Here is a 24,351-nt window from a genome sequence, read left to right as displayed (position 1 = left end):
GTCCCCGCTGATCATCTGCGGTGTCGGCAGCGCGATCCAGATCGGCGTCGTCGCAGATGATCAGCGGGGACTTGCCGCCCAGTTCCATGGTCACGTCTTTCAGCGAAGATGCCGAAGCGCTGGCCATGACTTTCTTGCCGGTGTCGGTGCCGCCAGTGAACGAGATTTTCTCGATGCGCGGGTGCTCGGTCAGCCAGGTGCCGACTTCACGGCCGCTGCCGGTCAGAACGTTGAACACGCCATCCGGTACGCCGGCTGCGGTGTAGATCTCGGCCAGTTTCAGGGTGGTCAGCGAGGTGACTTCGCTTGGCTTGAAGATCATCGCGTTACCGGCAGCCAGTGCTGGTGCGGATTTCCACAGAGCGATCTGGATCGGGTAGTTCCAGGCGCCGATACCGGCGACAACGCCCAGCGGCTCGCGACGGGTGTAGACGAAAGCGGTGTCACGCAGCGGGATCTGCTCGCCTTCGATGGCGGGTACCAGGCCTGCGTAGTATTCCAGTACGTCGGCACCGGTAACGATATCGACATATTTGGTTTCGGAGAACGACTTGCCGGTGTCCAGGGTTTCCAGCGCGGCCAGTTCGTCGTTGCGCTCGCGCAGGATGTCGACGGCACGACGCAGGATGCGCGAACGCTCCATGGCGGTCATCGCAGCCCAGATTTTCTGGCCTTTTTCGGCGCTGACTACTGCGCGCTCGACGTCTTCCTTGGTCGCACGTTGTACCTGTGCGAGGACTTCACCGTTAGCCGGGTTGATGGCTTCGAAAGTGGCGTCGCTGCTGGCGTCACTGTAGCCGCCATCGATGTAGAGTTTTTGCAGTTCGAAACGGGCCATAAAGTCCTCGCAAGTGCATAAGTGATTGGCTCAGGCGCCGAGCGTTTCTCTGTGCTCTAGCTCACCTGTTTGGCCAGTTGGAAATCCATGTATTCGTAAGCGATCCGTTGCGCCTGCGTGGTGTCGAAAGCGTCTCCCGACAGCGCGCCGCGCAACCACAAACCGTCAATCAACGCTGCCAGTCCACGGGCGGCGTTACGCGCATCTTCGAGCGGTAACACACGGCGGAACTCGCAGCACAGGTTGGAATACAGACGGTGATCGTTGATCCGCTGCAACCTGTGCAAAGACGGCTGGTGCATGCTGGTGGCCCAGAAGGCCAGCCAGGTTTTCATTGCCGGGCCATTGACCTGGCTGGCGTCGAAGTTACCTTCGATGATCACCTGCAGATGCGCCCGTGGGCTGTCATCTGCCAGCGCTTGGCGGCGCAGGGTGACGTTCTCGCTGAGGACGCTCATCAGATACCGCATCGTGGCGGCAATCAGGCCGTTCTTGTCCTGAAAGTAATGACTGATGATGCCATTCGAGACACCGGCCAAACGGGCGATCAGCGCAATGCTGGCGTCCCCCATTCCGACCTGATCGACCGCTTGCAACGTGGCTTCGATCAGTTGTTGGCGGCGGATGGGTTGCATACCGACCTTGGGCATCTTGCACATCTCCTTAGGCCTTCCGAGGGGCGATAAACGCCTATCGGATTGAGGGCCAGTCTATTTTGTTTTGATTGAACGTTCAATCAACAAAGAATAAGATCTGCGACAAATCGTCGCTGTTTACAGATTTTTCCCACATGTAAATGGCGATAAACCGACATCCGAAAATGCTCGAAACCTGCGCGGGGCATGGCGCGGTTCGCGGTTCGATGGACGTGTTGAAAGGGCAAGACGCTCAGGCTCAAGTTTCGGATGAACGTCCGGGCTTCGGCCACGAAAGCGATTCGTGACGCCATTTCTGCAGGTTCGGGCTCTTTTCGGGGTGTCTTTATATCACCCACCGGTCGGCTGCCAACTAACCGATTGGTCGGGTTCCGCGTTGCCTTGTGTTCTTCTCTCGCACTGCCTGGAGCATTTGTGCCATGAGTTCTGCCTCTCTTATAAAGACCCCGCCCGAGAAGGTGACGGTCAACGGTTGGGTGTTCTACACCTCTACCGCGTTGATTCTGTTGTTGACCGCCATTCTGATTATCGCCCCGCAAGAGGCCGGCAGAATGTTGGGTGTGGCCCAGGCCTGGTTGTCGCGCAGCTTCGGCTGGTACTACATGGTGGTGATCGCCGCCTATCTGGTATTCGTCATCGGTCTGGCGTTTTCGTCTTACGGCAAGCTCAAACTGGGCAGCAAGGACGACACCCCTGATTTCAGCTACGGCGCCTGGGCGGGCATGCTTTTCTCGTCGGGTATCGGCATCTCCTTGCTGTACTTCGGAGCATCCGAGCCGCTGGATCACTACTTCAATCCGCCGGAAGGCGCGTCGGCCACCAACATGGCGGCACGTCAGGCTGTGCAACTGACTTTCCTGCACTGGGGCCTGCATGGCTGGGCGATCTACGCACTGGTCGGTCTGGCCGTGGCGTACTTTGCGTACCGTCATAACCAGCCGCTGGCACTGCGTTCGGCGCTGTATCCGCTGGTCGGTGAGCGTTGGGTCAAAGGCGCGGCCGGTCATGCGGTGGACGGCTTCGGCATGTTCGTGACCCTGCTGGGGCTGGTGACGAACCTGGGGATTGGTTCGCTGCAAGTGTCGTCGGGCCTTGAAAACCTGTTCGGCATGGAACACAGCAACACCAACCTGCTGATCGTGATCATCGTGATGAGCACCGTGGCGACCATCGCTGCCGTGTCCGGCGTGGAAAACGGCATCCGTCGTCTGTCCAACCTGAACATCGTGCTGTTCAGCGGTCTGCTGATTTTCGTGCTGCTGTTCGGCCCGACGCTGCACCTGCTCAACGGCTTTGTGCAGAACGTCGGCGACTACCTCAACGGCGTGGTGCTGAAGACCTTCGACCTGTACGTCTACGAAGGCGACAGTGAAAAGTCCGACCGCTGGCTGGGTCTGTGGACGCTGTTCTACTGGGCATGGTGGATTTCCTGGGCCCCGTTCGTAGGCATGTTCATCGCGCGTATTTCCCGTGGTCGTACCGTGCGTGAACTGGTGGCCGGCGTGCTCCTGATTCCGCTGGGCTTCACCTTGGCGTGGCTGTCGATCTTCGGTAACTCGGCACTGGACCTGGTGATGAACCATGGAGCGGTGGAACTCGGCAAGACGGCGCTCGAGCAGCCGTCGATGGCGATCTACCAACTGCTCGAGCATTACCCGGCATCCAAAGTCGTGATCGGCGTATCGATCTTCGTCGGTTTCGTGCTGTTCCTGACCCCGGCCGACTCCGGCGCGGTGATGATGGCCAACCTGTCCTGTAAGGGTGGCAACGTCGACGAAGATGCGCCGCACTGGCTGCGGATCTTCTGGTCGGTGGTGATCACGCTGGTGACCATCGGTCTGCTGTTCGCCGGTAACTTCGAAGCCATGCAAACCATGGTGGTGCTGGCCGGTCTGCCGTTCTCGGTGGTGCTGGTGTTCTTCATGTTCGGCCTGCACAAGCAGATGCGCCAGGACGTGCAGATCGAACAGGAGCAAGCGCAACTGGCTGAACGGGGTCGTCGTGGTTTCAGCGAGCGTCTGACCCAACTGGATCTGCAACCGAGCCAATCGGTGGTGCAGCGTTTCATGGACAAGCAAGTCAGCCCGGCGCTGGAAGATGCTGCCGCGCAAATGCGGGCGCAGGATCTGCAGGTGCAGACGCTGCTGGGCAAGTCCAAGCGTTGCATGGGTGTGCGCATCGAGATGGAAGAGGGCAACCCTTTCGTCTACGAAGTGAGCCTTGAAGGCTACCTCGCGACACCGTCCGAATCGGTAGAGTCTGAAGAGGCGCGTCAGCGTTTCTATCGCGCCGAAGTGTATCTGCACAACGGCAGCCAGGATTACGACCTGATGGGCTTCACACAGGATCAGATCACACGGGATGTGCTCGATCAGTTTGAAAGCCATCGGCAACTCCTTGGCCGGGTGTATAGCTAAGTTGTAAGTGCTGCGGTGTTTCTGTCTGAAGCACCGCGCCAACTCTATCGCCAGCAGGCTGGCTCCCACATTGGAATGCATTCTCCTGTGGGAGCCAGCCTGCTGGCGATGGGGTCATCAACTTCAACACTGTATTGCCAGATATCCCGATAAACAAAAACGCCGCGATCCTCTCGCGGCGTTTTTGTGTCCGGGGTCTTACCCCAGGTTCTTGCCAAGCAGCGCGTGATACAGCTCGCTGTCGCCAAGAATCCCCACCACATGATTGTTATCGTGCAGCACCAGTTTGTTGCCGGTCTGATAACGAATCTGCAACGCATCGCGCATGCCGATATTCGAATCCACCAGCGTCGGCCGGCGCTCCAGTCCTTCGACCGCTTGCCCCGGTGCCCAGTTCTGCAAGTCCAGCACCGAACCGTTCTGCCGCGCACCTTTGATCGTATTGCCTTCGGCCAGGTCCAGCCAGGAATCGCCGCCCGGGTCGAGGCACACCGAGCCGTTGATGCGTTTGCACTTGTCCAGCGTGCGCATCAGGCTGCGTCCGCAAAGCACGTTGAGCGGATTGGTATGCGCCACAAACGTGCGCACATATTCGTCTGCCGGGTTCAGCACGATCTCTTCCGGCACGCTGTACTGGATGATCCGCCCGTCTTTCATGATCGCGATGCGGCTGCCGAGTTTCAGCGCCTCGTCGAGGTCGTGGCTGACGAACACGATGGTCTTGTTCAGCTTGCGTTGCAGTTCCAGCAGTTCGTCCTGCAAACCCTGACGGATCAGCGGGTCAAGTGCCGAGAACGGTTCGTCCATCAGCAGAATATCGGCGTCCATCGCCAGCGCCCGGGCCAGACCGACACGCTGTTGCATGCCGCCCGAGAGTTCGTCAGGCTTCTTGTTACGCCATTGGGTCAGACCCACCAGTTCGAGTTTTTCATCGACCAGTTTTTTGCGTTCTTTCTCCGGACGGCCCTGCATTTCCAGACCGAAACTGATGTTCTCGCGCACTGTCAGCCAAGGCATCAGGGCGAATTTCTGGAACACCATGGCGATGCGCTGGGTGCGCATCATTTTCAGCTCGGCCGGGGTGCACGAGGCGATGTCGATCTGCCTGCCTTCGTGCTCGACGAACAGCTTGCCGCGACTGACGGTGTTGAGACCGTTGATGCAACGCAGCAGGCTCGACTTGCCGGAGCCGGAAAGCCCCATCAGCACGCAGATCTCACCTTTGTTGATGTCCAGGCTGGCCTTTTCCACGCCGACGATCTGCCCGGTTTTTTTCAGGATCTCGTTGCGGGTCATGCCCTGATCGAGCAGCTTGAGCGCCTCGCGCGGGTCCTTGGAGAAGATTACGTCGACGTCTTCGAAGCGAATTATGCTCATGCGTCACCCCCTACTTTGGCGTCGGGTTGTTTGCAGATACGGTCGAGCATGATCGCCAGCAATACAATCGCCAGGCCCGCTTCGAAGCCCAGGGCGATATCAGCAGTGTTCAGTGCGTTGACCACCGGTTTGCCGAGTCCGTCGGCGCCTACCAGTGCCGCGATTACCACCATCGACAGCGACAGCATGATGCACTGGGTGATGCCGGCAGCGATGCTCGGCATGGCGTGTGGCAGTTCGATCCGTGAGAGCAATTGGCGACGCGAGCAGCCGAAGGCTTTGCCGGCGTCCATCAGTTCTTGCGGGACATCGCGGATGCCCAGGTAGGTCAGGCGGATCGGCGCAGCGATGGCGAATACCACCGTGGAGATCAGGCCCGGCACCACACCCAGCCCGAAGAGGGTCAGGGTAGGAATGAGGTAAACGAAGGTCGGTACGGTCTGCATCAGATCGAGTACCGGACGCATTATTGTGTAGAACATCGGTTTGTGCGCGGCGACGATGCCCAACGGCACGCCGATGACCACGCAGACCAGGGTCGCGAACATCACCTGGGCGAGGGTTTCCATGGTTTCCTGCCAGTACCCCAGATTGAGGATCAGCAGAAAGGAGGCGATGACGAAAACGGTCAGACCCCATTTGCGTTGGATGAAATGGGCGAGCAGGGCGATGAGGCCGATCAAGACAAAAGGGTTGAACCAGGTCAGCGCAAACGTCACGCCGTGGATCATCGTTTCCAGGGTCACGGCGATTGCGTCGAAGGTGCTGGCGCCGTGTTGCGTCAACCATTCAACGAATCCCGCGATGTACTGGCCTAAAGGTATTTTCTGATCAATCAGCATGGTAGTGAACGTCCGCATGCAAGGAAATAAACAGCCCAGGCAGGCGAACCTGCCCGGCATAAGCGATTACTGATTCAACTTGGCTTTCACGGCCTCCAGGCCTGGTTTACCGTCAGTGGTGGTCACGCCAGCGAGCCAGGTATCGAGCACCTGTGGATTCTTTTTCAGCCAGGCCTTGGCGGCCGCTTCAGGCTTCATCTTGTCGTCGAGGATGTTGCCCATCAGTTCACTTTCCATGTCGACGGTGAACTCCAGGTTTTTCAGCAACTGACCGACGTTGCTGCATTCCGTGGCGTAGCCCTTGCGGGTGTTGGTCGCAACGGTTGCGGCACCGAAGTCGGGGCCGAAGAAGTCGTCACCACCGGTCAGGTATTGAATCTTGAAGCGCTTGTTCATCGGGTGCGGCGCCCAGCCGAGGAACACCACGGCGGTGTCGCGTTTCTGCGCGCGGTCAACCTGCGACAGCATGCCCGCTTCGGACGACTCGACGACTTTGAAACCGGCGGCTTTCAGGCCGAAGGCATCTTTGTCGATCATGCTCTGGATCAGACGGTTACCGTCGTTGCCAGGCTCGATACCGTAGATCTTGCCGTCGAGTTCCTTCTTGAATTTGGCGATATCGGCGAAGTCATGCAGACCTTTGTCATACAGGGCTTGCGGCACGGCGAGGGTGTACTTGGCACCCTTGAGGTTGGTGCGCACGGTGTCCACGGTGCCGGCATCGCGGTAGGCCTTGATGTCGTTTTCCATGGTCGGCATCCAGTTACCGAGGAACACGTCCATGTTCTTGCCGTCGGCCAGCGACTTGTAGGTCACGGGTACGGAAATCATGGTGGTCTTGGTTTTGTAACCGAGGGCGTTGAGCACGACGCTGGTGGTTGCGGTGGTTGCGGTGATGTCGGTCCAGCCGACATCGGAGAAATTCACGGTACTGCACTGAGCGGGTTCTGCTGCTTGCGCCAGTAACGGCAGACTCAGCATGGCGGCCAACAACAACGACGGGGAACCTTTCATGGATGGACTCCTTGGTGTTTTTTTTGGCAGTGTTCCGACTGGACCACCGCACTTATAGGTTGCGGTTGGATGGCGTTCTGGAGACAGCTCTACCGCGGCGCCTTGCAATCGAGTCGATACGATCATGTACCAGTGAAAATCTGACGCCTACAGGGTGCGTCGTATCCAGTACAGGGATGGTCGTATCTAGTGTCAGTGACGTCGTTTACAGCTTTTTTTAGCCCCGTCTGGCCATCTGGACCGCAAAAAAACGGCGGAAAACCGGGATAAAAACGGCGCGGCGTTGGCGGACATGAGTGCGTCGGTGTCAGACGCCGGACAACCCGACAAAAGCCTGATGATGCGGGCATTCCGGCGGATCGCAGCTTGAGCGTAGCAGCTCCGCCAGCGGGCGCTCCGTGCCCGGGTCCCGCCTCCTCAGGAGCTCTGCAGCAATGGCTATCAGCGTTTTCGACCTGTTCAAAATCGGCATCGGCCCCTCCAGTTCCCACACCGTCGGGCCGATGCGCGCCGCCGCATTGTTTGTCGAGTCGCTGCGTAACAAACATCAGTTGGAGCAGGTGCGCCGCATCGAGGTGCAACTGTTCGGTTCGCTATCAGCCACCGGCATCGGTCACGGCAGCGATAACGCGGTGATCATGGGCCTGATGGGCGAGTGGCCGGACGCAATCGACCCGTCGCAAATCGGCCCGCGTATCCAGGCCCTGCGCGAAACTCACACCCTGCTATTGGATGGTCGCTTGTCGGTGCCGTTTGTCTGGGCCCGGGACATGCGCCTGATCGACGAAAACCTGCCGTTCCATCCCAACGCCATGACCCTGATTGTCGAGGGCGATCACGGTGAGCTGCATCGCGACACCTACTATTCGGTGGGCGGCGGTTTTGTCGTGGATGAGGCGCAGGCTTCCAGCGGTGTGGTCGATCTGGATCGCACTGAGCTGCCATACGATTTTTCCAGCGCAGTCGAGCTGCTGGAACTGTGCAAGAAGCACAATCTGCGCGTCGCCGAACTGATGCTGGCCAACGAGAAGATCTGGCGCAGCGAAGATGAAATCCGCGCCGGCCTGATGAAACTCTGGCGAGCGATGCAGGATTGCGTCGAGCAAGGTCTGAAGCACGAAGGCATCCTGCCGGGCGGCCTCAATGTGCGGCGGCGTGCGGCCAAGTTGCACCGCAGTCTGCAGGAACTGAACAAGCCCAACGTGATCGGCTCGACGCTGAGCGCGATGGAGTGGGTTAACCTGTTCGCCCTCGCGGTGAACGAGGAAAACGCTGCCGGCGGGCGCATGGTCACGGCGCCAACCAACGGCGCGGCGGGGATCATCCCGGCGGTGCTGCACTACTTTATGAAGTTCAGCGAAGTGGTGACCGAGGCCAACGTGGTCGATTACTTCCTCAGTGCGGCGGCGGTGGGCATCCTCTGTAAAAAGAATGCGTCGATCTCCGGTGCCGAAGTCGGTTGTCAGGGTGAGGTCGGTTCGGCCTGCGCGATGGCGGCGGCAGGACTGGCGGAGATCCTTGGCGCGTCGCCTGAACAGTTGTGCAACGCAGCGGAAATCGGCCTGGAACATAACCTCGGCCTGACCTGCGATCCGGTCGGCGGGCTGGTGCAGGTGCCGTGCATCGAGCGCAACGCGATTGCGGCGGTGAAGGCAATCAATGCGGCGCAAATGGCTTTGCGTGGGGATGGTCAGCACTTTATCTCGCTGGACCGGGTGATCCGCACCATGCGCGATACCGGCGCCGATATGCATGACAAATATAAAGAGACATCGCGCGGTGGTTTGGCGGTCAGCGCGGTGGAGTGCTGATACCGCATCGCTCCCATCGCTAGCAGGCTAGCTCCCACAGGTTCTCTGGTGTTGCTGATATTTTGATCACACCGCAAATCCCTGTGGGAGCCAGCCTGCTGGCGATCAGGGCCAGACCAGTCAAAACTGCGCGTTAAGTGAACACAGGCATTCAAACACGCCACCTTTTAGCGCGTCGCAATCAGACAAGAACCTTTCCCACCCGAGAGGCGCCCCCAAAGCCTCCTACCGTCCGTCACCCGTGCTTGCGGTGACACTCAGAAACATCGGCGCGCAGGCCCGTTCCCACAAGTGCTACCGATTTGCTCACACGCAACGGAGCAGAGCTTTCGCCGCCGCTGATGGCACTTCGAAATACCTTTTGTCGGACGTCTCGTATAGACACGTCGCGACGTCGTTTTCAGGAGTTATTGAACGGCCATTCAATTTTAGGCATGGCAATTGCTCTGTCATAACAAAGCCCGTCTCCCACGCGAGAACGATGGCAATAACAAGAGCCTCCGCCTGAGGCCATCACCCGCTTTGTGTGAGGAGATACCGCGATGACGTCGTTCAACTCCGGGGCCCAACCCCAGAACCGTGCGCCTCAATCCATCGGCTTTCTGCTGCTGGACAATTTCACGCTGATTTCCCTGGCATCCGCAGTAGAACCCCTGCGCATGGCCAACCAATTGTCCGGTCGCGAGCTGTATCGCTGGAGCACCCTCACCGTCGATGGCGGCCAGGTCTGGGCCAGTGACGGTCTGCAAATCACTCCCGACGCCTCCATGCACAAAGCCCCGCCACTCGATACCGTGATTGTCTGCGGCGGGATTGGCATTCAACGTACCGTCACCCGTGAGCACGTGTCATGGCTGCAAAGTCAGGCGCGGCAGTCGAAGCGTCTTGGCGCGGTGTGCACCGGCAGTTGGGCACTGGCTTGCGCCGGTCTGCTTGACGGTTTCGATTGCAGCGTGCACTGGGAATGTCTGGCCGCGATGCAGGAAGCTTTCCCGCGTGTGGCCATGAGCACACGCCTGTTCACCCTCGACCGCAACCGTTTCACCAGCTCCGGTGGCACTGCGCCGCTGGACATGATGCTGCACCTGATCAGCCGCGATCACGGGCGTGAACTGTCCGCCGCGATTTCCGAGATGTTCGTCTACGAGCGCATCCGCAACGAGCAGGATCACCAGCGCGTGCCGCTCAAGCACATGCTTGGCACCAACCAGCCGAAGTTGCAGGAAATCGTCGCGCTGATGGAGGCCAATCTGGAGGAGCCGATCGACCTCGACGAACTGGCGGTGTACGTCGCTGTGTCGCGTCGTCAGCTGGAGCGGCTGTTCCAGAAATACCTGCACTGCTCGCCGTCGCGCTATTACTTGAAGCTGCGCCTGATCCGCGCCCGACAATTGCTCAAGCAGACGCCGATGTCGATCATCGAAGTGGCGTCGGTGTGCGGGTTCGTGTCAACGCCGCACTTCTCCAAGTGCTACCGCGAATACTTCGGCATTCCGCCGCGTGACGAGCGCGTAGGTTCCAACACCACCCAGCAAGTGGCGATGATGCCGCTGCCGCAAGCGCTGGTGCTGTCGCCGCTGTCGGGGCCGATGTCGGCGTTGAGTCAGGCGCGTAATGAGTCGACGTTTGCCAGCGTAAGGCTGTAGACCGAGTCATATTCATCGCTGGCAAGCCAGCTCCCACAGGTTCCTGCGCTGGCTTGAATTTGGCGCATGACCTTGTGGGAGCTGGCTTGCCAGCGATGGCGGACTGTCAGGCGCTGCGGGTCTGTTGGTAATCCGCCAGTGCCGGCAGCAACTGTCTGTCGATGGCCTGCCGCACGGCGGGCTGGATACTGGCGCCGCTGGTGTACATGTCCTTGACCATCTTGCGCAGCTCATATGCCCGGGCATCATCCAGACCGCGCACTGCACACTCACATGCCTGTTCTGCCGTGGTGCCGCTCGGCGTTTGAATTCCCAACGCCTTGAGCTGGCCCAACAGGTCTTCCTGATCAATCAAATCGGCGTACATCATGAGGCGAATCCTTCTTTGGCAACGGAGGTCGTGGCTCGATTCTGGTAGGCATGCGGGGGGAGGGCAAGGGCGTTTTGTCGCAGTGTCTACATTGGTTATGAGCATGTCGTTTTTGGCCAAGTCGCCGAACAGCGGAGTGGTCACACTGGCCGCAGCTTGCTTCACGAAGGTTTGGTCACCCTCGCCTGGCGGCTCCTCAACAGTACCCTCTGCCCCGATCCTGTCACGGCTTGTATCGGGGCTTTTTTTTGGTCGTGAATCAGACTGCCGAGGTGGATTCTTCGCGAGCAGGCTCACTCCCACATTTGGAATGCATTTCCCCTGTGGGAGCCAGCCTGCTGGCGATGAACGATGACGCGGTCTAGCGTTGCAACACCAGAATCCGCGACAGCAACTCATCCCGGTCGATATAGCAGCCCTGAAAATGCCGAGCGCCGGTCGCCGGGTCGAACGCATTGCGCGCATGCAGAGTCCGGCGATTATCGAAGCACCACAGCTCTCCGGGGTTAAGCCGCTGCATCAGCCGGAAGCGCGGCTCGCGGGTCATCGCAATAAAGCGCCGATAAGCCCGATACAACAACGGCATTTGCTCCACCGAGGTATCGAACGCCCCGCGCAGAAAGTTCGCCATGCGAATCTCCGATACCTGCCCCAAAGCGTTCAGCGCAATGATCGGCGCCAGGCAGCGATAGTCGCTGTGGCGATCCTTGTTGCGAAACTCTACCGGGATTTCACACAGGGCCTGAAACGACTCGGGATCTTCTTGACGCAAGGCATCGGCAATCGCAAAGCCGTCGACGAAAATACTCTCGCCACCCTCGGCGTCATTCACCAGACAATGCAGAAATTGCAGCCCCGGTTGCAGCTCGCGGGTCGGCAGATCCGTGTGCAACGGCAGGTTGAAAGCGGTGTAGGCATTGCTGTCGGCATCGGCCTTGGATTGCACATTGAACAGCACGCCGAAATTGCTTTCGCGGATGAAGGAGATGCGTTGTGCGATCAACTTCAGCGAGCCGGGCTCGGTGGGCACGCCACGGACCTGAGTCAGGCCGATGTCGCGCACGGCGATCAGCCATTGCAGGAGTGCGGCGTTGTCGTCCATCAGCGCTGAAAATTCGAACACTGGCAACTGCAAATCGCTGCGCCATAGATAAGCTTTGGGTTTGGCGGCCAGACGCTCGGCGCGGGACCGATCGTCATACGCGTGGGCGCGCAGCCAGCCCGGATCGAAACGGCTGAGGTGGCCGTCCTGCCAATCGATATGCAGGCAACCATCGGTAGCGATATGTGCAGCGGCAGGGGCGAGGTCGTGCGCGGCATCGACAATCTCGAATACCTGCTCACGAGTGACGTTGTAGACGCACTGCTGGCACGGACAGTTGTCGCGCAGCCAGGCATGGTGAAACGGGCTGATACGGCCATCGGCCCATTCAATCGAAACGCGATCCGCCAGGCTCTGCACGCCGCTTAGCGTGCTGATCAACGGATAAGTACGGAAGTCGGCAACAGCGGCAGCGGTGTTCATGACGGCTCCTTGCGATGGATGAATTTACCGGGCAGGTGGCAGGGCGATAACCCGGCCGATGTAAGCGGGGGCGGGCAGGTCTTGCTGGTCGGCGACGATGGTTTGCAGGCGGCTCAGCGTGTCGGGGCTGAACGGCGCCGAGCGCGGGCCGGCGAGATCGACATGCAGCAGCATCTGCTCATTGCCAGCCAGTTCCTGGTCATCACCAACCTTGTGCAGGCTGTGATAGAGATGCACGCGTTTGGCGTCGTGGCCGATGATTTGCGTGCGCACTTCGACTTCGGTGTCGAGCTTCACTTCGTGCAGATAGTTGAGGTGCAGTTCTAGGGTGAACAGCGAATTGCCGCTGGCTTCGCGGTTGTTGCTGTCCATGCCGAGGCGATCCATCAGGGCGTCGGTGGCATAGCTGAAAATCAGCAGGTAGAAGGCGTCGCGCAGATGGCCGTTGTAGTCGACCCAGTCGGGGATGATGCGGGTCTGGTAGGTGGTGAGGGTGGGCATGTGGGCTGATCCAGAACATAGGGTGATTGGGCTGTTGTCATCGCTAGCAGGCTAGCTCCCACAGGTGACCGCGTTCCTGTATGGGAGCTGGCTGCTGGCCGACTATTCGCTAAAACTCATCCCATGCTTCTCTTTGGTGGTCTTCACCGCTTCCAGCACTGCCAGCAGGCAGTCATCACGATAGCGTTCCAGCGCCGAAATGCTGTGGCGGCCGAGCTGGTCGCTGGTGCCATCCACCACGTCATCAATCAATTTGTCGGTCAGCTCCGGTGCTGGCAGATACGTCCACGGCAACTGCAACGCCGGGCCGAATTGCGACATGAAGTGGCGCATGCCGGCATCGCCACCAGCCAAGGTGTAAGTCAGGAAAGTGCCCATGAACGACCAGCGCAGACCGGCGCCAAAGCGGATCGCATCGTCGATTTCGCCGGTGGTCGCCACGCCATCATTCACCAGGTGCAGAGCCTCGCGCCACAGTGCTTCGAGCAAGCGGTCGGCGATGAATCCCGGTACTTCCTTGCGCACATGCAGCGGACGCATGCCGAGGGATTCGTAGACTTTCATTGCCGCTTGCACGGCCTCCGGCGCGGTGTTCTTGCCGCCGACCACTTCCACTAGCGGCAACAGGTAAACCGGGTTGAACGGGTGACCGACCACGCAGCGTTCGGGGTGGGTCGAGCTCTCGTAAAACTCGCTTGGCAACAGGCCGGAAGTGCTGGAGCCGATCAAGGCGTTCGGTTTGGCGGCGGCGCTGATTTTGCTGTGCAGTTCGAGTTTCAGTTCCAGACGCTCGGGGGCGCTTTCCTGAATGAAGTCGGCGTCGCGCACGCATTCTTCAATGGTCGCGACAAAGCGCAGGCGATCTTGCGAGGCGCCCGGTGCCAGGCCGCTTTTCTCCAGCGCGCTCCAGGCATTGGCGACACGTTTGCGCAGCGCCGCTTCAGCGCCGGGCGCCGGGTCCCAGGCCACCACGTCGAGGCCATGGGCGAGGGCACGGGCAACCCAGCCACTGCCGATGACACCGCTGCCCAGCGCGGCGAAGGTTTTGATTTCGGTGATAAAGCTCATGGCGACGTCCTGAAATAATTCGGTGATCTTTGTAGGAGCTGCGGCACGCTGCGATCTTTTGATCTTGTTTCTAAAAGATAAAGTCAAAAGATCGCAGCGTGCCGCAGCTCCTACAGTTTTGAGGTGAGGGTTTAACCGCGCTGGGTCAGGCCCATTTTTTTGCGGCCTTCAGCCGGCGTCAGTACGCGGGCGCCGAGGCGGCTGAGGATTTCAGTGGCGCGTTCGACCAGTTGGCCGTTGGTCGCCAGCACGCCTTTATCCAGCCACAGGTTGTCTTCCAGCCCGACCCGCACGTTGCCTCCGAGCAACACCGCTTGTGCCGCCATCGGCATCTGCATGCGACCAATGCCGAAGCCAGCCCAGACCGCATCCGCCGGCAAGTTATCGACCATGGCTTTCATGGTGGTGGTGTCCGCTGGAGCGCCCCACGGGATGCCCAGGCACAGCTGGAACAGCGGATCGTGAAGCAGACCTTCCTTGATCATCTGCTTGGCGAACCACAGGTGACCGGTGTCGAAAATCTCCAGCTCGGCCTTCACGCCCAGCTCGGTAATGCGCTTGGCCCCGGCGCGCAGTTGCGCAGGTGTCGAGACATAAATCGTGTCGCCATCACCGAAGTTCAGCGTGCCGCAATCGAGGGTGCAGATTTCCGGCAGCAGTTCTTCGACGTGGGCCAGACGGGTCAGCGGGCCAACCAGATCGGTGTTCGGGCCGAACTCCATCGGGTTTTCGCCGGCACCGATTTCGAGGTCGCCGCCCATGCCCGCAGTAAGGTTGACGATGATGTCGACGTCAGCCTCGCGGATGCGCTCCATCACTTCGCGGTACAGCGCCACGTCACGGCTGAACTTGCCGGTCTGCGGATCACGCACGTGGCAATGCACAACGGTGGCGCCGGCCTTGGCGGCTTCCACCGCAGCGGCGGCGATCTGTTTCGGGGTGACCGGCACATGTGGGCTTCTGGCGGTCGTGTCGCCAGCACCGGTAAGTGCGCAGGTGATGATGACGTCGTGGTTCATGGTGCGGTTTCCTTCAGGCGTGATGGGTCTGTCCGCAGCCCGTTTCGGGCAGCGAAGCGTCGTTCAGTTCCCTACCCCTCTGGGAGAAGGGCAGGGTAAGGGGGTCTTTAATCGAGGGTTATTTACTGGTCAGTTGCAGGTTTTCGGCAGCCGGTTTGCCGTCGAAAGTGGTCACGCCTTCAAGCCAGCGCGCCTTGTCCTGCGGGTGATCCTTGAGCCATTGCCTGGCCGACTGGAAGGCGTCCTTGTGATCGAGCAGCGGCTGCATCATCCGGCTCTCGTCTTCGGCGGTGTAGGTCAGGTTGCTCAGCAGACGACCGACGTTCGGGCATTGATCGGCGTACTTCGGCGCGGTGACAGTCCAAACGGTGGCCATGCCTTCGTTCGGGCCGAGGGCGTCGTCGCTGCCGGTGAGGTAAGTCATCTTGACGTTGACGTTCATCGGGTGCGGCGCCCAGCCGAAGAACACCACGGCTTCATTGCGGCGTACGGCGCGATCGACGGCGGCGAGCATCCCGGCTTCACTGGACTCGACCAGCTGGAACTTGCCGAGGCCGAACTGGTTCTTGGCGATCATTGCCTTGATCTGCGTATTGGCGCCCGAGCCCGGCTCGATACCGTAAATTTTGCCGCCGAGTTCTTTTTCGAACTTGGCAATGTCGGCGAAGGTTTTCAGACCTTTGTCCGCCAGATAGGTCGGCACGGCGAGCGTGGCGCGGGCGTCCTTGAGGCTTGGCGCTTGCAGCACCTTGACCTGATTGGCATCGACGAACGGGGTGATGGTCTGGGTCATCAGCGGGTTCCAGTAACCGAGGAACAGGTCCAGCCGCTGATCGCGAATCCCGGCGAAGATGATCTGCTGGGAGGCGCTGGTTTGTTTGGTGTTGTAGCCGAGGCCGTCGAGCAGTACCTGAGTCATGGCGCTGGTGGCGATCACGTCAGTCCAGTTCACTACACCCATGCGCACGTTCTGGCACGACGCGGGTTCGGCCGCCATGACGCTGGCGCTCAACAAAGCGGTACCACTGAGTGCAAGAACACAGCTGCTGATCAGTCGTTTCATGTCAGGTTCCTCGGCAGGTCGTTATTGTGAGTTCCGGCGTCTGTCGCGCCGGTGATGCAAAGTTACCCAGCAACGCCCCGATGAAAGCGCACTGCGGCGACTGGCATTTGCACTGTAGCGACCTGCACTCTTGAACGGCGATCACAAACGGCGTATCAACGATCCACGCTACCCGCTAACCGAGTGCGCACATGTCCCAGGATTTCTACTTTTTGCTGATGCCGGGGTTCTCCGCCATCGGTTTTATTTCGGCCATCGAACCGCTGCGCGTGGCCAACCGTTTTCGTGGTGAGTTGTACCGCTGGCATGTGCTGAGCGCCGACGGCGGCGCGGTGCTGGCGAGTAACGGCATGTCGGTCAACGCCGACGCGGCGCTGGAACCGCTGAAGAAAGGTGCGACGTTGCTGGTGGTCGCCGGTTTCGAACCGCTGAAGTTCGCCACCCCGGCGCTTGAGCATTGGCTGCGTCGCCTCGATAACGAAGGCGTGACCCTCGGAGCCATCGACACCGGCAGCTTCGTCCTCGCCGAGGCCGGCCTGCTCGATGGTCATCGCCTGACCCTGCATTGGGAAGCCATCGACGCGTTCAAGGAGTCTTATCCACAGCTCAGCGTGACCCAGGAGCTGTTCGAGATCGACCGTCGACGGATCACCTCGGCGGGCGGCACCGCTTCAATCGACTTGATGCTCGATCTGATCGCCCAGGCCCATGGCCCGCAACTGGCGATACAGGTCAGCGAGCAATTCGTGCTGGGGCGAATTCGTCCGCGTAAGGATCACCAGCGCATGGAAGTCGCCACGCGCTATGGGATCAGTAACAAGAAACTGGTGCAGGTGATCGGCGAGATGGAGCAGCACAGCGAACCGCCGCTGACCACATTGCAATTGGCGGAGTCGATCAAGGTCACGCGGCGGCAACTGGAGCGTCTGTTCCGCCTGCACCTCAACGACACCCCAAGCAATTTCTACCTGCGCCTGAGGCTGGAGAAGGCACGACAACTGCTGCGCCAGACCGACATGAGCGTGCTCGAAGTCAGCATCGCCTGCGGCTTTGAATCGCCGTCGTACTTCACCCGCAGCTATCGCGCCAAATTCGCCCGCTGCCCCCGCGAAGACCGGCGTACCGCCCAGGCCTGACTTGAGACTGTTTTGGAAACATCATAGAACCCTGTGGGAGCGGGCTTGCCCGCGATGGCGATGTGTCAGGCAGCATTAATGTTGAATGTGCCGGCGTCATCGCGGGCAAGCCCGGCTCCCACAGGTTCTCAATGATCTGAGGAATCGGGTTACTTCTTCACCAGCGCCGAACAGGCCGTTTTATAGGCCTCATGCTGATACTTGTTCAACGTCCCCGGCAGCTCAAAATTGTGCTTCTTCGCCTGCGCATTGATCGTCTGCGGCGACAGCAGCGTCACCTCGCAACCATCCAGCAACTGAAGCACCCCCTCAATCTTGAACGTGGTCGGCCCACCGGCAAACTCACCCTTCTTGCTGCGCTTCTTGATCGCAATCCGATCAATCGAGTTCTCGCGTACAAACGACGCCACCTGCGCGGCGAAGCGTTTGACGTTGGCCGCTTCATCGTCATCGTCGAGGGCGATTTTCTTGGTGGCGAGGGTGATGTGGCTCAGGTCCGAACCGTCGAGAGCGGCCACGGCGATGATCGCTTCGCTGCCTTTGATTTCAATGCCGCAGATGTTCATGGTCGCGCCCTGATTGAGTGTGAGCGGGTGGCGATGGTCGCGCACCCTAAGTCTTGGGTCAAAGTGGATCGCCGCTGGTCATGGCAGAATTGCCGGGACGGCTGAGCAGTAGACTCAAACACGCCGCCGCCAGTGCGAACACTGTCATCAGCGCGCCGACCAGTGGCGTGATTTCCAGGCTGCCACGGGCAATCACCACGCCACCAAGCGCAGCGCCCAACGCCACGCCAAGGTGCATCGCCGATGTGTTGATCCCGACATTCGCCTCGCCAGCTTCGGGTGCGCTGTGCAGCAGGTAGTTTTGCACCACTGGCGAGATGGTCCAGCTCAACGCCATCCATACGGCGTACAACGCCAGAAAGCTGAAAAGCGAGGTTGTGGCCCACGGCAGCATCGCCATCACCACGGTGAACAGTGCGGGAATCAATACCAGCGCACGTCTGAACCCCAGGCGATCCGACAGCCAGCCACCGCAAAAGCCGCCGCTGATCGCCGCCAGACCGAAATACAAATAGAGATAACTCAGCGAAACACCTTCGATGCCCATGGTTTTCTGCACGTAGGGCGCCAGATAGGCGAACAGCACGAAATGTCCGGTCAGCAGTAACACCGACACCAGTTGTGCCAGCAGCAGTTTCGGAATGACCAATTGTCGGCAGTAATCGAGCAGCGACAGTGGCGGGCGGCTGGCGAACGTCGGCAAAGTCGCCCGCAGCAAAACGGCAATCACCAGCGCCAATGCCCCGAGCAGCAGAAACGGCGCGCGCCAACTGATCGCCTCGCTCAGGGCAATCCCCAGCGGAATTCCCAGCACCAGCGAACCGCTGATGCCCATGAACACGATGCCAATCGCCCGTCCGCGCAATCGCGCATCCACCAGCGAAGCGGACAGGGTCGAAGCCAACACCACCACCAGCGCACAACTGGCGGCGCTGATGATCCGGCAGACCAGCAGCATCCAGTAATCCACTGCCAGTCCCGAACCGAGATTACCCACGGCAAACGTCAGCAACGCATAGATCAGCAACGTCCGCCGTTCGACCCGTGCGGTAAACGACAGCAACGGCGCAGCACACAAGGCAAACGTCAGGGAAAACACCGCCGTCAGTTGCCCGGCAGCACTCAGGCTGACCCCAAGCTCTCGGGACAGTAGCGGCAAAATTCCGCCCACCAGATTTTCATCGATACCGGCCACGAACGCGGCGAGGGCGAGCAGGTAGATGCGAGGATTCATGGGCTATCAATGCGGGTGAAGTGGAGGGCGATGATGGCGGGGATGATGGTTGACTGGCAAGTCAGTAAAACGTTGTTGGATAAGTAAGTCGAAGCCTGCGGCAGTTATTCCGCAGGCTGTGATCGTTTTCCGAAACGCTAAAGCTGGAGCTGATTGGCCGTAATGCCGAACGCCGCGGCAATCTTCTCGCGTGTCGCCTTGCGTGGCTTGGCAACGGCTTCCTGCTGGGCGAACGCCGGTTGGGAAATACCCATGCGCCCGGCGACCTCTTCCTGGGTCAGGTTGAGGTGTTCGCGCCAGGCGCGGATCGGTGTCGCGCCGTCAACCATAAGGCTGACCACCTCATGGGGGATCAGATCGGGTTGTATCTTCTGCGCGACGTATTGTGCGTAGGGAATGACCACGAAAGCAGGTTTGCCCTCGGCATCATTGATAATTTGGATGTCAGTAGGTGCGTTCATCGCGTTTTTTGACCTCTTGAATACTGACCACTTTGATTGCGCCGTCCCAGTCGAACATGACCCGATAATTACCGACTCGCAGTCGGTACGCGAAGTCATGGCCCACCAATGCTTTGACGTTGCCCACATCAGGCATGTCAGCCAGCGCAGTGATGGCATCACGAACCTGACCCTGATGAGCGGAATGCAATTTAACGAGTTGCTTAACAGCCTTTCGAGTCCAGTGGATGCTGTTCATGGAAGAATATAAGTCTTTTATAAGATTTGCGAATCTTTACTTATATTTATCAAGTGGCCAATCAAAAATCATTGTCAGCATGTTGCTTGAAAGGCCCGTTATTTGGGCCTTTCAAACACAATCTGTAGGCGAGGTCAGAACACTGTGTAGGACGAAGGGCTTGCGGGCGTGAAAGCTAAAGGCGATTTCAGATTTCAGCGGGTTTTTCAGGACTATTCCTGCCCAATCGACTCCAAAAACTCCGACCGCTCATCACTCATCCGTGCCACACAATCGTTCTGCGCAATCTTGAATGCCTTGCTGCCTTCTGTCGCCGGGAAGGCTTCAACCGCACAGTCCGCATCCCGGGTCTTCAGCCACTGCTGCTGGGCGGTTTTCAGTTTGGTGGTGATGTCGGTCAGTTGTGCCGGGTTTTTGCCGTAGGCGGTTTGCATGCGTTCGGACAGGCTTTTGTAGTTGTCCTTGAGCAGGTCTTCGGCGGTGGTGCGGCTGTAGGTCGAGCATTCCAGGGTCTGCACGTCGTTTTCGACGGCGTCGCAGGGGTTGTTGTCGTCAGACTCGTCGGCGGCGTGTACGCCGGTCGCAATCAGTGCCAAAGCCAGGAAGATCGATTTCATTGATGTCGCCGCTCTAAACCGGTGAAGTTCCATTGATGCGGCGAATTCTGGCTCATGATCGCGGGCTTGAACAGGTGGCCGGTCGGGTGGCTTGGCGACCCTTTGTCGCGGATTGACGCTTTCGGCAATTCCCCTGTCGTTTTTGCACCCGGTCGCCCCTGCACCGAGGCATATGCTGGCCCCAAAGCGCCGGCAGACGATTCGGCGCATGAATCGCCAATAAGGGGACGCCTGATGAGCCCAGCCGAATTACACGCCGACTGCATCGTTATCGACGGTCTGATCATTGCCAAATGGAACCGCGAGCTGTTCGAAGACATGCGCAAGGGCGGCCTGACGGCGGCCAACTGCACCGTGTCGGTGTGGGAAGGCTTTCAGGCGACCGTGAACAACATCGCTGCCAGCCAGAAGCAGATCCGCGAAAACAGCGACCTGGTGATTCCGGTGCGCACCACTGCCGACATCCGCAAGGCCAAGGAGCAGGGCAAGACCGGCATCCTCTTCGGCTTCCAGAATGCTCACGCGTTTGAAGACCAGATCGGCTATGTCGAGGTGTTCAAGCAACTCGGCGTCGGCATCGTGCAGATGTGCTACAACACCCAGAATCTGGTCGGCACCGGTTGCTACGAGCGTGACGGCGGCCTGTCGGGTTTCGGTCGCGAAATCGTCGCCGAGATGAACCGCGTTGGCGTGATGTGCGACCTGTCCCACGTCGGCTCCAAGACGTCCGAAGAAGTCATCCTCGAATCGAAAAAACCGGTGTGCTATTCCCACTGCCTGCCGTCGGGTCTCAAAGAGCACCCGCGCAACAAGTCCGATGAAGAGCTGAAATTCATCGCCGACCACGGCGGTTTCGTCGGCGTGACCATGTTCGCGCCGTTCCTCGCCAAAGGCATCGATTCGACCATCGACGACTACGCCGAAGCGATCGAATACACCATGAACCTCGTCGGTGAAGACGCGATCGGCATCGGCACTGACTTCACTCAGGGTCATGGCCAGGACTTCTTCGAATACCTGACCCACGACAAGGGCTACGCCCGCCGTCTGACCAGCTTCGGCAAGATCATCAACCCGCTGGGCATCCGCACCGTCGGCGAGTTCCCGAACCTGACTGAAACCCTGCTCAAGCGCGGCCACTCCGAACGAGTGGTGCGCAAGATCATGGGCGAAAACTGGGTCAACGTCTTGAAAGACGTCTGGGGCGAATAACGCTTTCTCGAGACCGCCGCCGATCTGCCCCCTCTCCCTCTGGGAGAGGGCTGGGGTGAGGGTTGCGGCCACCACTGAATTCAAATTTTTCTGGAGTTAAGTTTCCATGGCCAAGATCGCCCCGCAATTGCCAATCGAAGTCGACAGCGAAACCGGTGTCTGGACCTCCGACGCCCTGCCGATGCTGTATGTGCCGCGTCATTTCTTCGTCAACAACCACATGGGCATCGAGGAAGTTCTGGGCGCCGACGCCTACGCCGAAATCCTCTACAAGGCCGGCTACAAGTCCGCCTGGCACTGGTGCGAGAAAGAAGCCGAATGCCACGGCCTGGAAGGCGTCGCGGTGTTCGAACACTACATGAAGCGCCTGTCGCAACGCGGCTGGGGCCTGTTCAAGATTCAGGACATCGATCTCGACAAAGGCACTGCCAGCGTCAAGCTCGAACACTCGGCGTTCGTCTACGTCTACGGCAAGGTCGGGCGCAAGGTTGACTACATGTTCACCGGTTGGTTTGCCGGCGCCATGGACCAGATTCTTGAAGCGCGTGGCAGCAAGATCCGCACCGTGGCCGAGCAAGTCTACGGTGGCTCCGAAGAGGGCCACGACGACGGCCTGTTCACCGTCAAGCCGTTGTAAGTCGAGGAACCCGCCATGGCTTTCGAAGCAATGTTCCAGCCGATCCAGATCGGCAAACTGACCATCCGCAACCGCGTGCTCAGTACCGCGCACGCCGAGGTCTACGCGACCGACGGCGGCATGACCACCGACCGCTACGTCAAATATTACGAAGAGAAAGCCAAGGGCGGCATTGGCCTGGCGATTTGCGGCGGCTCCTCCAGCGTGGCCATCGACAGCCCGCAAGGCTGGTGGAAATCGGTGAACCTGGCGGACGACCGGATCATTCCGCACTTCCAGAATCTGGCCGACGCCATGCACAAGCATGGCGCCAAGATCATGATTCAGATTACCCACATGGGTCGTCGCTCGCGCTGGGATGGCGAGCACTGGCCGACCTTGCTGTCGCCGTCGGGCATCCGCGAACCGGTGCACCGTGCGACCTGCAAAACCATCGAGCCGGAAGAAATCTGGCGGGTGATCGGCAACTACGCCACTGCGGCAGCGCGGGCCAAGGCCGGTGGTCTGGACGGCGTCGAACTGTCGGCGGTGCACCAGCACATGATCGACCAGTTCTGGAGTCCGCGCGTCAACAAACGTACTGACGAATGGGGCGGCAGCTTCGAGAACCGCATGCGTTTCGGTCTCGAAGTGCTCAAGGCTGTGCGCAAGGAAGTCGGCGACGATTTCTGCGTCGGCATCCGTCTGTGCGGTGACGAGTTCCACCCGGACGGCTTGTCCCACGAGGACATGAAACAGATCGCCAAGTATTACGACGACACCGGCATGCTCGACTTCATCGGTGTGGTCGGCTCGGGTTGCGACACCCACAACACCCTGGCCAACGTTATCCCGAACATGAGTTATCCACCGGAGCCGTTTCTGCATTTGGCGGCCGGTATCAAGGAAGTGGTCAAGGCCCCGGTGCTGCACGCGCAGAACATCAAGGACCCGAACCAGGCCACACGGATTCTGGAAGGTGGTTACGTCGACATGGTCGGCATGACCCGCGCGCACATCGCTGACCCGCACCTGATCGCCAAGATCAAGATGGGCCAGATCGATCAGATCAAACAATGTGTCGGCGCCAACTACTGCATCGACCGTCAATATCAGGGTCTGGATGTGCTGTGCATTCAGAACGCCGCGACCTCCCGTGAATACATGGGCGTGCCGCACATCATCGAGAAATCCACCGGCGTAAAACGCAAAGTGGTGGTGGTCGGTGCCGGCCCTGCCGGGATGGAAGCGGCTCGCGTGGCCGCCGAACGTGGCCACGACGTAACCCTGTTCGAGAAGAAAGAATTTATCGGAGGGCAGATCACTACCGCATCGAAAGCCCCGCAGCGTGACCAGATTGCCGGCATCACTCGCTGGTTCCAGCTGGAGCTGGCGCGGTTGAAAGTCGACCTGCGTCTGGGCACAGCGGCGGATGCGCCGACCATCATGGACTTGCGTCCGGACGTGGTGGTGCTGGCCGTCGGCGGGCATCCGTTCCTTGAGCAGAACGAACACTGGGGCGCCGCCGAAGGGCTGGTGGTCAGCAGTTGGGATGTGCTCGACGGCAAAGTTGCGCCGGGCAAGAACGTGCTGGTCTACGACACCATTTGCGAGTTCACCGGGATGTCGGTTGCCGACTTCCTTGCCGACAAGGGCAGCCAGGTCGAGATCGTCACCGACGACATCAAACCGGGCGTGGCCATCGGCGGTACGTCGTTCCCGACCTACTACCGCAGCATGTACCCGAAAGAAGTGATCATGACCGGCGACATGATGCTGGAGAAGGTCTATCGCGAAGGCGACAAACTCGTCGCGGTGCTGGAGAACGAATACACCGGCGCCAAAGAGGAGCGAGTGGTCGATCAAGTGGTGGTGGAAAACGGCGTGCGTCCGGACGAAGAGCTGTATTACGGGCTCAAGGACGGTTCGCGCAACAAGGGCCAGATCGACATCGAAGCCTTGTTCGCGATCAAGCCGCAGCCATCGCTGAGCGAGCCGGGTGACGGTTACTTGCTGTTCCGCATCGGCGACTGCGTGGCCCAGCGCAATACACACGCGGCGATCTACGACGCCCTCAGACTGTGTAAAGACTTCTGACGGCTTGCACATAACCCTGTGGGAGCG

The 24,351-nt window shown here is 59.6% G+C and carries 24 protein-coding genes; 8 read left to right on the top strand and 16 right to left on the bottom strand.

The window, feature by feature from the left end; all coding sequences use genetic code 11:
• The coding region (locus tag ACIOZM_RS18760) for an aldehyde dehydrogenase family protein (RefSeq protein WP_401216290.1) at positions 1-838 on the bottom strand (838 nt) is incomplete at its 3' end.
• Positions 839-894: 56 nt separating this feature from the next.
• Positions 895-1,488: a transcriptional regulator BetI gene (gene betI, locus ACIOZM_RS18755; protein WP_401216289.1), complete on the bottom strand. Its 594-nt coding sequence runs from the start codon at positions 1,486-1,488 to the stop codon at positions 895-897.
• 170 nt (positions 1,489-1,658) lie between these two features.
• Here betI and ACIOZM_RS18750 point away from each other — a divergent pair, with 170 nt between their 5' ends.
• Positions 1,659-1,781, top strand: a complete 123-nt coding sequence (locus ACIOZM_RS18750; RefSeq protein WP_401216288.1) for a hypothetical protein — start codon at positions 1,659-1,661, stop codon at positions 1,779-1,781.
• 132 nt (positions 1,782-1,913) lie between these two features.
• On the top strand, positions 1,914-3,911 hold the full coding sequence (betT, locus tag ACIOZM_RS18745; protein ID WP_401216287.1) for a choline BCCT transporter BetT: 1,998 nt from the start codon (positions 1,914-1,916) through the stop codon (positions 3,909-3,911).
• Positions 3,912-4,109: 198 nt separating this feature from the next.
• Here betT and choV read toward each other — a convergent pair whose 3' ends face one another.
• From choV to ACIOZM_RS18730, 3 genes are all read right to left on the bottom strand, one after another.
• Entirely contained in the window at positions 4,110-5,288 is a 1,179-nt protein-coding gene (gene choV, locus ACIOZM_RS18740) for a choline ABC transporter ATP-binding protein (RefSeq protein WP_401216286.1), read from the bottom strand.
• Positions 5,285-6,130: a choline ABC transporter permease subunit gene (gene choW, locus ACIOZM_RS18735; RefSeq protein ID WP_401216285.1), complete on the bottom strand. Its 846-nt coding sequence runs from the start codon at positions 6,128-6,130 to the stop codon at positions 5,285-5,287. Before choW ends, choV begins: the two co-directional genes overlap by 4 nt.
• A 66-nt stretch (positions 6,131-6,196) precedes the next feature.
• On the bottom strand, positions 6,197-7,144 hold the full coding sequence (locus ACIOZM_RS18730; RefSeq protein WP_401216284.1) for a choline ABC transporter substrate-binding protein: 948 nt from the start codon (positions 7,142-7,144) through the stop codon (positions 6,197-6,199).
• Between the two features lie 434 nt (positions 7,145-7,578).
• On the opposite strand from ACIOZM_RS18730, the gene ACIOZM_RS18725 reads away from it, so the two are divergent.
• Both ACIOZM_RS18725 and ACIOZM_RS18720 read left to right on the top strand, forming a co-directional pair.
• Complete coding sequence (locus tag ACIOZM_RS18725; RefSeq protein ID WP_401216283.1) at positions 7,579-8,955, top strand: L-serine ammonia-lyase; 1,377 nt, start codon at positions 7,579-7,581, stop codon at positions 8,953-8,955.
• Between the two features lie 542 nt (positions 8,956-9,497).
• Entirely contained in the window at positions 9,498-10,601 is a 1,104-nt protein-coding gene (locus ACIOZM_RS18720) for a GlxA family transcriptional regulator (protein WP_401216282.1), read from the top strand.
• A 106-nt stretch (positions 10,602-10,707) separates the two neighbouring features.
• On the opposite strand, the gene ACIOZM_RS18715 is transcribed toward ACIOZM_RS18720, so the two are convergent.
• The 6 genes from ACIOZM_RS18715 to choX form a co-directional block, all read right to left on the bottom strand.
• Complete coding sequence (locus ACIOZM_RS18715; protein ID WP_401216281.1) at positions 10,708-10,971, bottom strand: hypothetical protein; 264 nt, start codon at positions 10,969-10,971, stop codon at positions 10,708-10,710.
• Positions 10,972-11,332: 361 nt separating this feature from the next.
• Positions 11,333-12,496 (bottom strand): gamma-butyrobetaine dioxygenase, encoded by a 1,164-nt coding sequence (locus ACIOZM_RS18710; protein WP_401216280.1) that lies wholly within the window; start codon positions 12,494-12,496, stop codon positions 11,333-11,335.
• 24 nt (positions 12,497-12,520) lie between these two features.
• On the bottom strand, positions 12,521-12,997 hold the full coding sequence (locus tag ACIOZM_RS18705) for a thioesterase family protein (RefSeq protein ID WP_401216279.1): 477 nt from the start codon (positions 12,995-12,997) through the stop codon (positions 12,521-12,523).
• A gap of 102 nt (positions 12,998-13,099) precedes the next feature.
• The gene (locus ACIOZM_RS18700) at positions 13,100-14,065 is read right to left on the bottom strand and encodes an L-carnitine dehydrogenase (RefSeq protein WP_401216278.1); all 966 of its coding nucleotides are present in this window, start codon (positions 14,063-14,065) and stop codon (positions 13,100-13,102) included.
• A gap of 131 nt (positions 14,066-14,196) precedes the next feature.
• Positions 14,197-15,084, bottom strand: coding sequence for a 3-keto-5-aminohexanoate cleavage protein (locus ACIOZM_RS18695; protein WP_401216277.1), 888 nt, complete (start codon positions 15,082-15,084; stop codon positions 14,197-14,199).
• 118 nt (positions 15,085-15,202) lie between these two features.
• Positions 15,203-16,147, bottom strand: coding sequence for a choline ABC transporter substrate-binding protein (choX, locus tag ACIOZM_RS18690; RefSeq protein ID WP_401216276.1), 945 nt, complete (start codon positions 16,145-16,147; stop codon positions 15,203-15,205).
• 191 nt (positions 16,148-16,338) lie between these two features.
• On the opposite strand from choX, the gene ACIOZM_RS18685 reads away from it, so the two are divergent.
• Entirely contained in the window at positions 16,339-17,283 is a 945-nt protein-coding gene (locus ACIOZM_RS18685; protein WP_252142512.1) for a GlxA family transcriptional regulator, read from the top strand.
• Between the two features lie 149 nt (positions 17,284-17,432).
• On the opposite strand, the gene ACIOZM_RS18680 is transcribed toward ACIOZM_RS18685, so the two are convergent.
• From ACIOZM_RS18680 to ACIOZM_RS18660, 5 genes are all read right to left on the bottom strand, one after another.
• Positions 17,433-17,849 carry a DUF3010 family protein gene (locus ACIOZM_RS18680; RefSeq protein ID WP_401216312.1) on the bottom strand — a complete coding sequence of 139 codons (417 nt, stop codon included), beginning with the start codon at positions 17,847-17,849 and terminating at the stop codon, positions 17,433-17,435.
• A gap of 58 nt (positions 17,850-17,907) precedes the next feature.
• Positions 17,908-19,083, bottom strand: coding sequence for an MFS transporter (locus ACIOZM_RS18675; RefSeq protein WP_401216275.1), 1,176 nt, complete (start codon positions 19,081-19,083; stop codon positions 17,908-17,910).
• A 137-nt stretch (positions 19,084-19,220) separates the two neighbouring features.
• A complete protein-coding gene (locus ACIOZM_RS18670) occupies positions 19,221-19,544 on the bottom strand; it encodes a helix-turn-helix domain-containing protein (protein WP_401216274.1) in 324 nt (107 codons plus the stop codon).
• Positions 19,528-19,782 (bottom strand): type II toxin-antitoxin system RelE/ParE family toxin, encoded by a 255-nt coding sequence (locus ACIOZM_RS18665; protein WP_401216273.1) that lies wholly within the window; start codon positions 19,780-19,782, stop codon positions 19,528-19,530. Before ACIOZM_RS18665 ends, ACIOZM_RS18670 begins: the two co-directional genes overlap by 17 nt.
• Positions 19,783-19,994: 212 nt before the next feature.
• Positions 19,995-20,399, bottom strand: coding sequence for a lysozyme inhibitor LprI family protein (locus ACIOZM_RS18660; protein ID WP_401216272.1), 405 nt, complete (start codon positions 20,397-20,399; stop codon positions 19,995-19,997).
• A gap of 234 nt (positions 20,400-20,633) precedes the next feature.
• Between ACIOZM_RS18660 and ACIOZM_RS18655 the strand changes: the two genes are divergently transcribed.
• The 3 genes from ACIOZM_RS18655 to dgcA all read left to right on the top strand — a co-directional run bounded on the left by ACIOZM_RS18655 (position 20,634) and on the right by dgcA (position 24,324).
• The gene (locus ACIOZM_RS18655) at positions 20,634-21,611 is read left to right on the top strand and encodes a dipeptidase (protein ID WP_401216271.1); all 978 of its coding nucleotides are present in this window, start codon (positions 20,634-20,636) and stop codon (positions 21,609-21,611) included.
• A gap of 106 nt (positions 21,612-21,717) precedes the next feature.
• On the top strand, positions 21,718-22,248 hold the full coding sequence (locus ACIOZM_RS18650; RefSeq protein ID WP_005792152.1) for a DUF5943 domain-containing protein: 531 nt from the start codon (positions 21,718-21,720) through the stop codon (positions 22,246-22,248).
• 15 nt (positions 22,249-22,263) lie between these two features.
• On the top strand, positions 22,264-24,324 hold the full coding sequence (gene dgcA, locus ACIOZM_RS18645; protein ID WP_401216270.1) for a dimethylglycine demethylation protein DgcA: 2,061 nt from the start codon (positions 22,264-22,266) through the stop codon (positions 24,322-24,324).
• The last annotated feature ends 27 nt before the right edge of the window (positions 24,325-24,351 follow it).

This window comes from Pseudomonas sp. NPDC087346, from assembly GCF_044744235.1.
In the GTDB taxonomy this organism is placed as follows: Bacteria; Pseudomonadota; Gammaproteobacteria; order Pseudomonadales; family Pseudomonadaceae; genus Aquipseudomonas.
This window is presented reverse-complemented; position numbering and strand designations above follow the sequence as displayed.

Coding starts and splice junctions, on each gene's coding strand:
- ACIOZM_RS18650 (WP_005792152.1), top strand. CDS start 21,718: ATGGCCAAGATCGCCCCGCAATTGCCAATCGAAGTCGACAGCGAAACC.
- ACIOZM_RS18730 (WP_401216284.1), bottom strand. CDS start 7,144: ATGAAAGGTTCCCCGTCGTTGTTGTTGGCCGCCATGCTGAGTCTGCCG.
- ACIOZM_RS18695 (WP_401216277.1), bottom strand. CDS start 15,084: ATGAACCACGACGTCATCATCACCTGCGCACTTACCGGTGCTGGCGAC.
- ACIOZM_RS18725 (WP_401216283.1), top strand. CDS start 7,579: ATGGCTATCAGCGTTTTCGACCTGTTCAAAATCGGCATCGGCCCCTCC.
- ACIOZM_RS18675 (WP_401216275.1), bottom strand. CDS start 19,083: ATGAATCCTCGCATCTACCTGCTCGCCCTCGCCGCGTTCGTGGCCGGT.
- ACIOZM_RS18710 (WP_401216280.1), bottom strand. CDS start 12,496: ATGAACACCGCTGCCGCTGTTGCCGACTTCCGTACTTATCCGTTGATC.
- ACIOZM_RS18680 (WP_401216312.1), bottom strand. CDS start 17,849: ATGAACATCTGCGGCATTGAAATCAAAGGCAGCGAAGCGATCATCGCC.
- ACIOZM_RS18660 (WP_401216272.1), bottom strand. CDS start 20,399: ATGAAATCGATCTTCCTGGCTTTGGCACTGATTGCGACCGGCGTACAC.
- ACIOZM_RS18715 (WP_401216281.1), bottom strand. CDS start 10,971: ATGATGTACGCCGATTTGATTGATCAGGAAGACCTGTTGGGCCAGCTC.
- betI (WP_401216289.1), bottom strand. CDS start 1,488: ATGCCCAAGGTCGGTATGCAACCCATCCGCCGCCAACAACTGATCGAA.
- ACIOZM_RS18700 (WP_401216278.1), bottom strand. CDS start 14,065: ATGAGCTTTATCACCGAAATCAAAACCTTCGCCGCGCTGGGCAGCGGT.
- ACIOZM_RS18750 (WP_401216288.1), top strand. CDS start 1,659: ATGCTCGAAACCTGCGCGGGGCATGGCGCGGTTCGCGGTTCGATGGAC.
- ACIOZM_RS18685 (WP_252142512.1), top strand. CDS start 16,339: ATGTCCCAGGATTTCTACTTTTTGCTGATGCCGGGGTTCTCCGCCATC.
- ACIOZM_RS18655 (WP_401216271.1), top strand. CDS start 20,634: ATGAGCCCAGCCGAATTACACGCCGACTGCATCGTTATCGACGGTCTG.
- ACIOZM_RS18720 (WP_401216282.1), top strand. CDS start 9,498: ATGACGTCGTTCAACTCCGGGGCCCAACCCCAGAACCGTGCGCCTCAA.
- choW (WP_401216285.1), bottom strand. CDS start 6,130: ATGCTGATTGATCAGAAAATACCTTTAGGCCAGTACATCGCGGGATTC.
- choV (WP_401216286.1), bottom strand. CDS start 5,288: ATGAGCATAATTCGCTTCGAAGACGTCGACGTAATCTTCTCCAAGGAC.
- dgcA (WP_401216270.1), top strand. CDS start 22,264: ATGGCTTTCGAAGCAATGTTCCAGCCGATCCAGATCGGCAAACTGACC.
- ACIOZM_RS18705 (WP_401216279.1), bottom strand. CDS start 12,997: ATGCCCACCCTCACCACCTACCAGACCCGCATCATCCCCGACTGGGTC.
- ACIOZM_RS18670 (WP_401216274.1), bottom strand. CDS start 19,544: ATGAACGCACCTACTGACATCCAAATTATCAATGATGCCGAGGGCAAA.
- ACIOZM_RS18665 (WP_401216273.1), bottom strand. CDS start 19,782: ATGAACAGCATCCACTGGACTCGAAAGGCTGTTAAGCAACTCGTTAAA.
- betT (WP_401216287.1), top strand. CDS start 1,914: ATGAGTTCTGCCTCTCTTATAAAGACCCCGCCCGAGAAGGTGACGGTC.
- choX (WP_401216276.1), bottom strand. CDS start 16,147: ATGAAACGACTGATCAGCAGCTGTGTTCTTGCACTCAGTGGTACCGCT.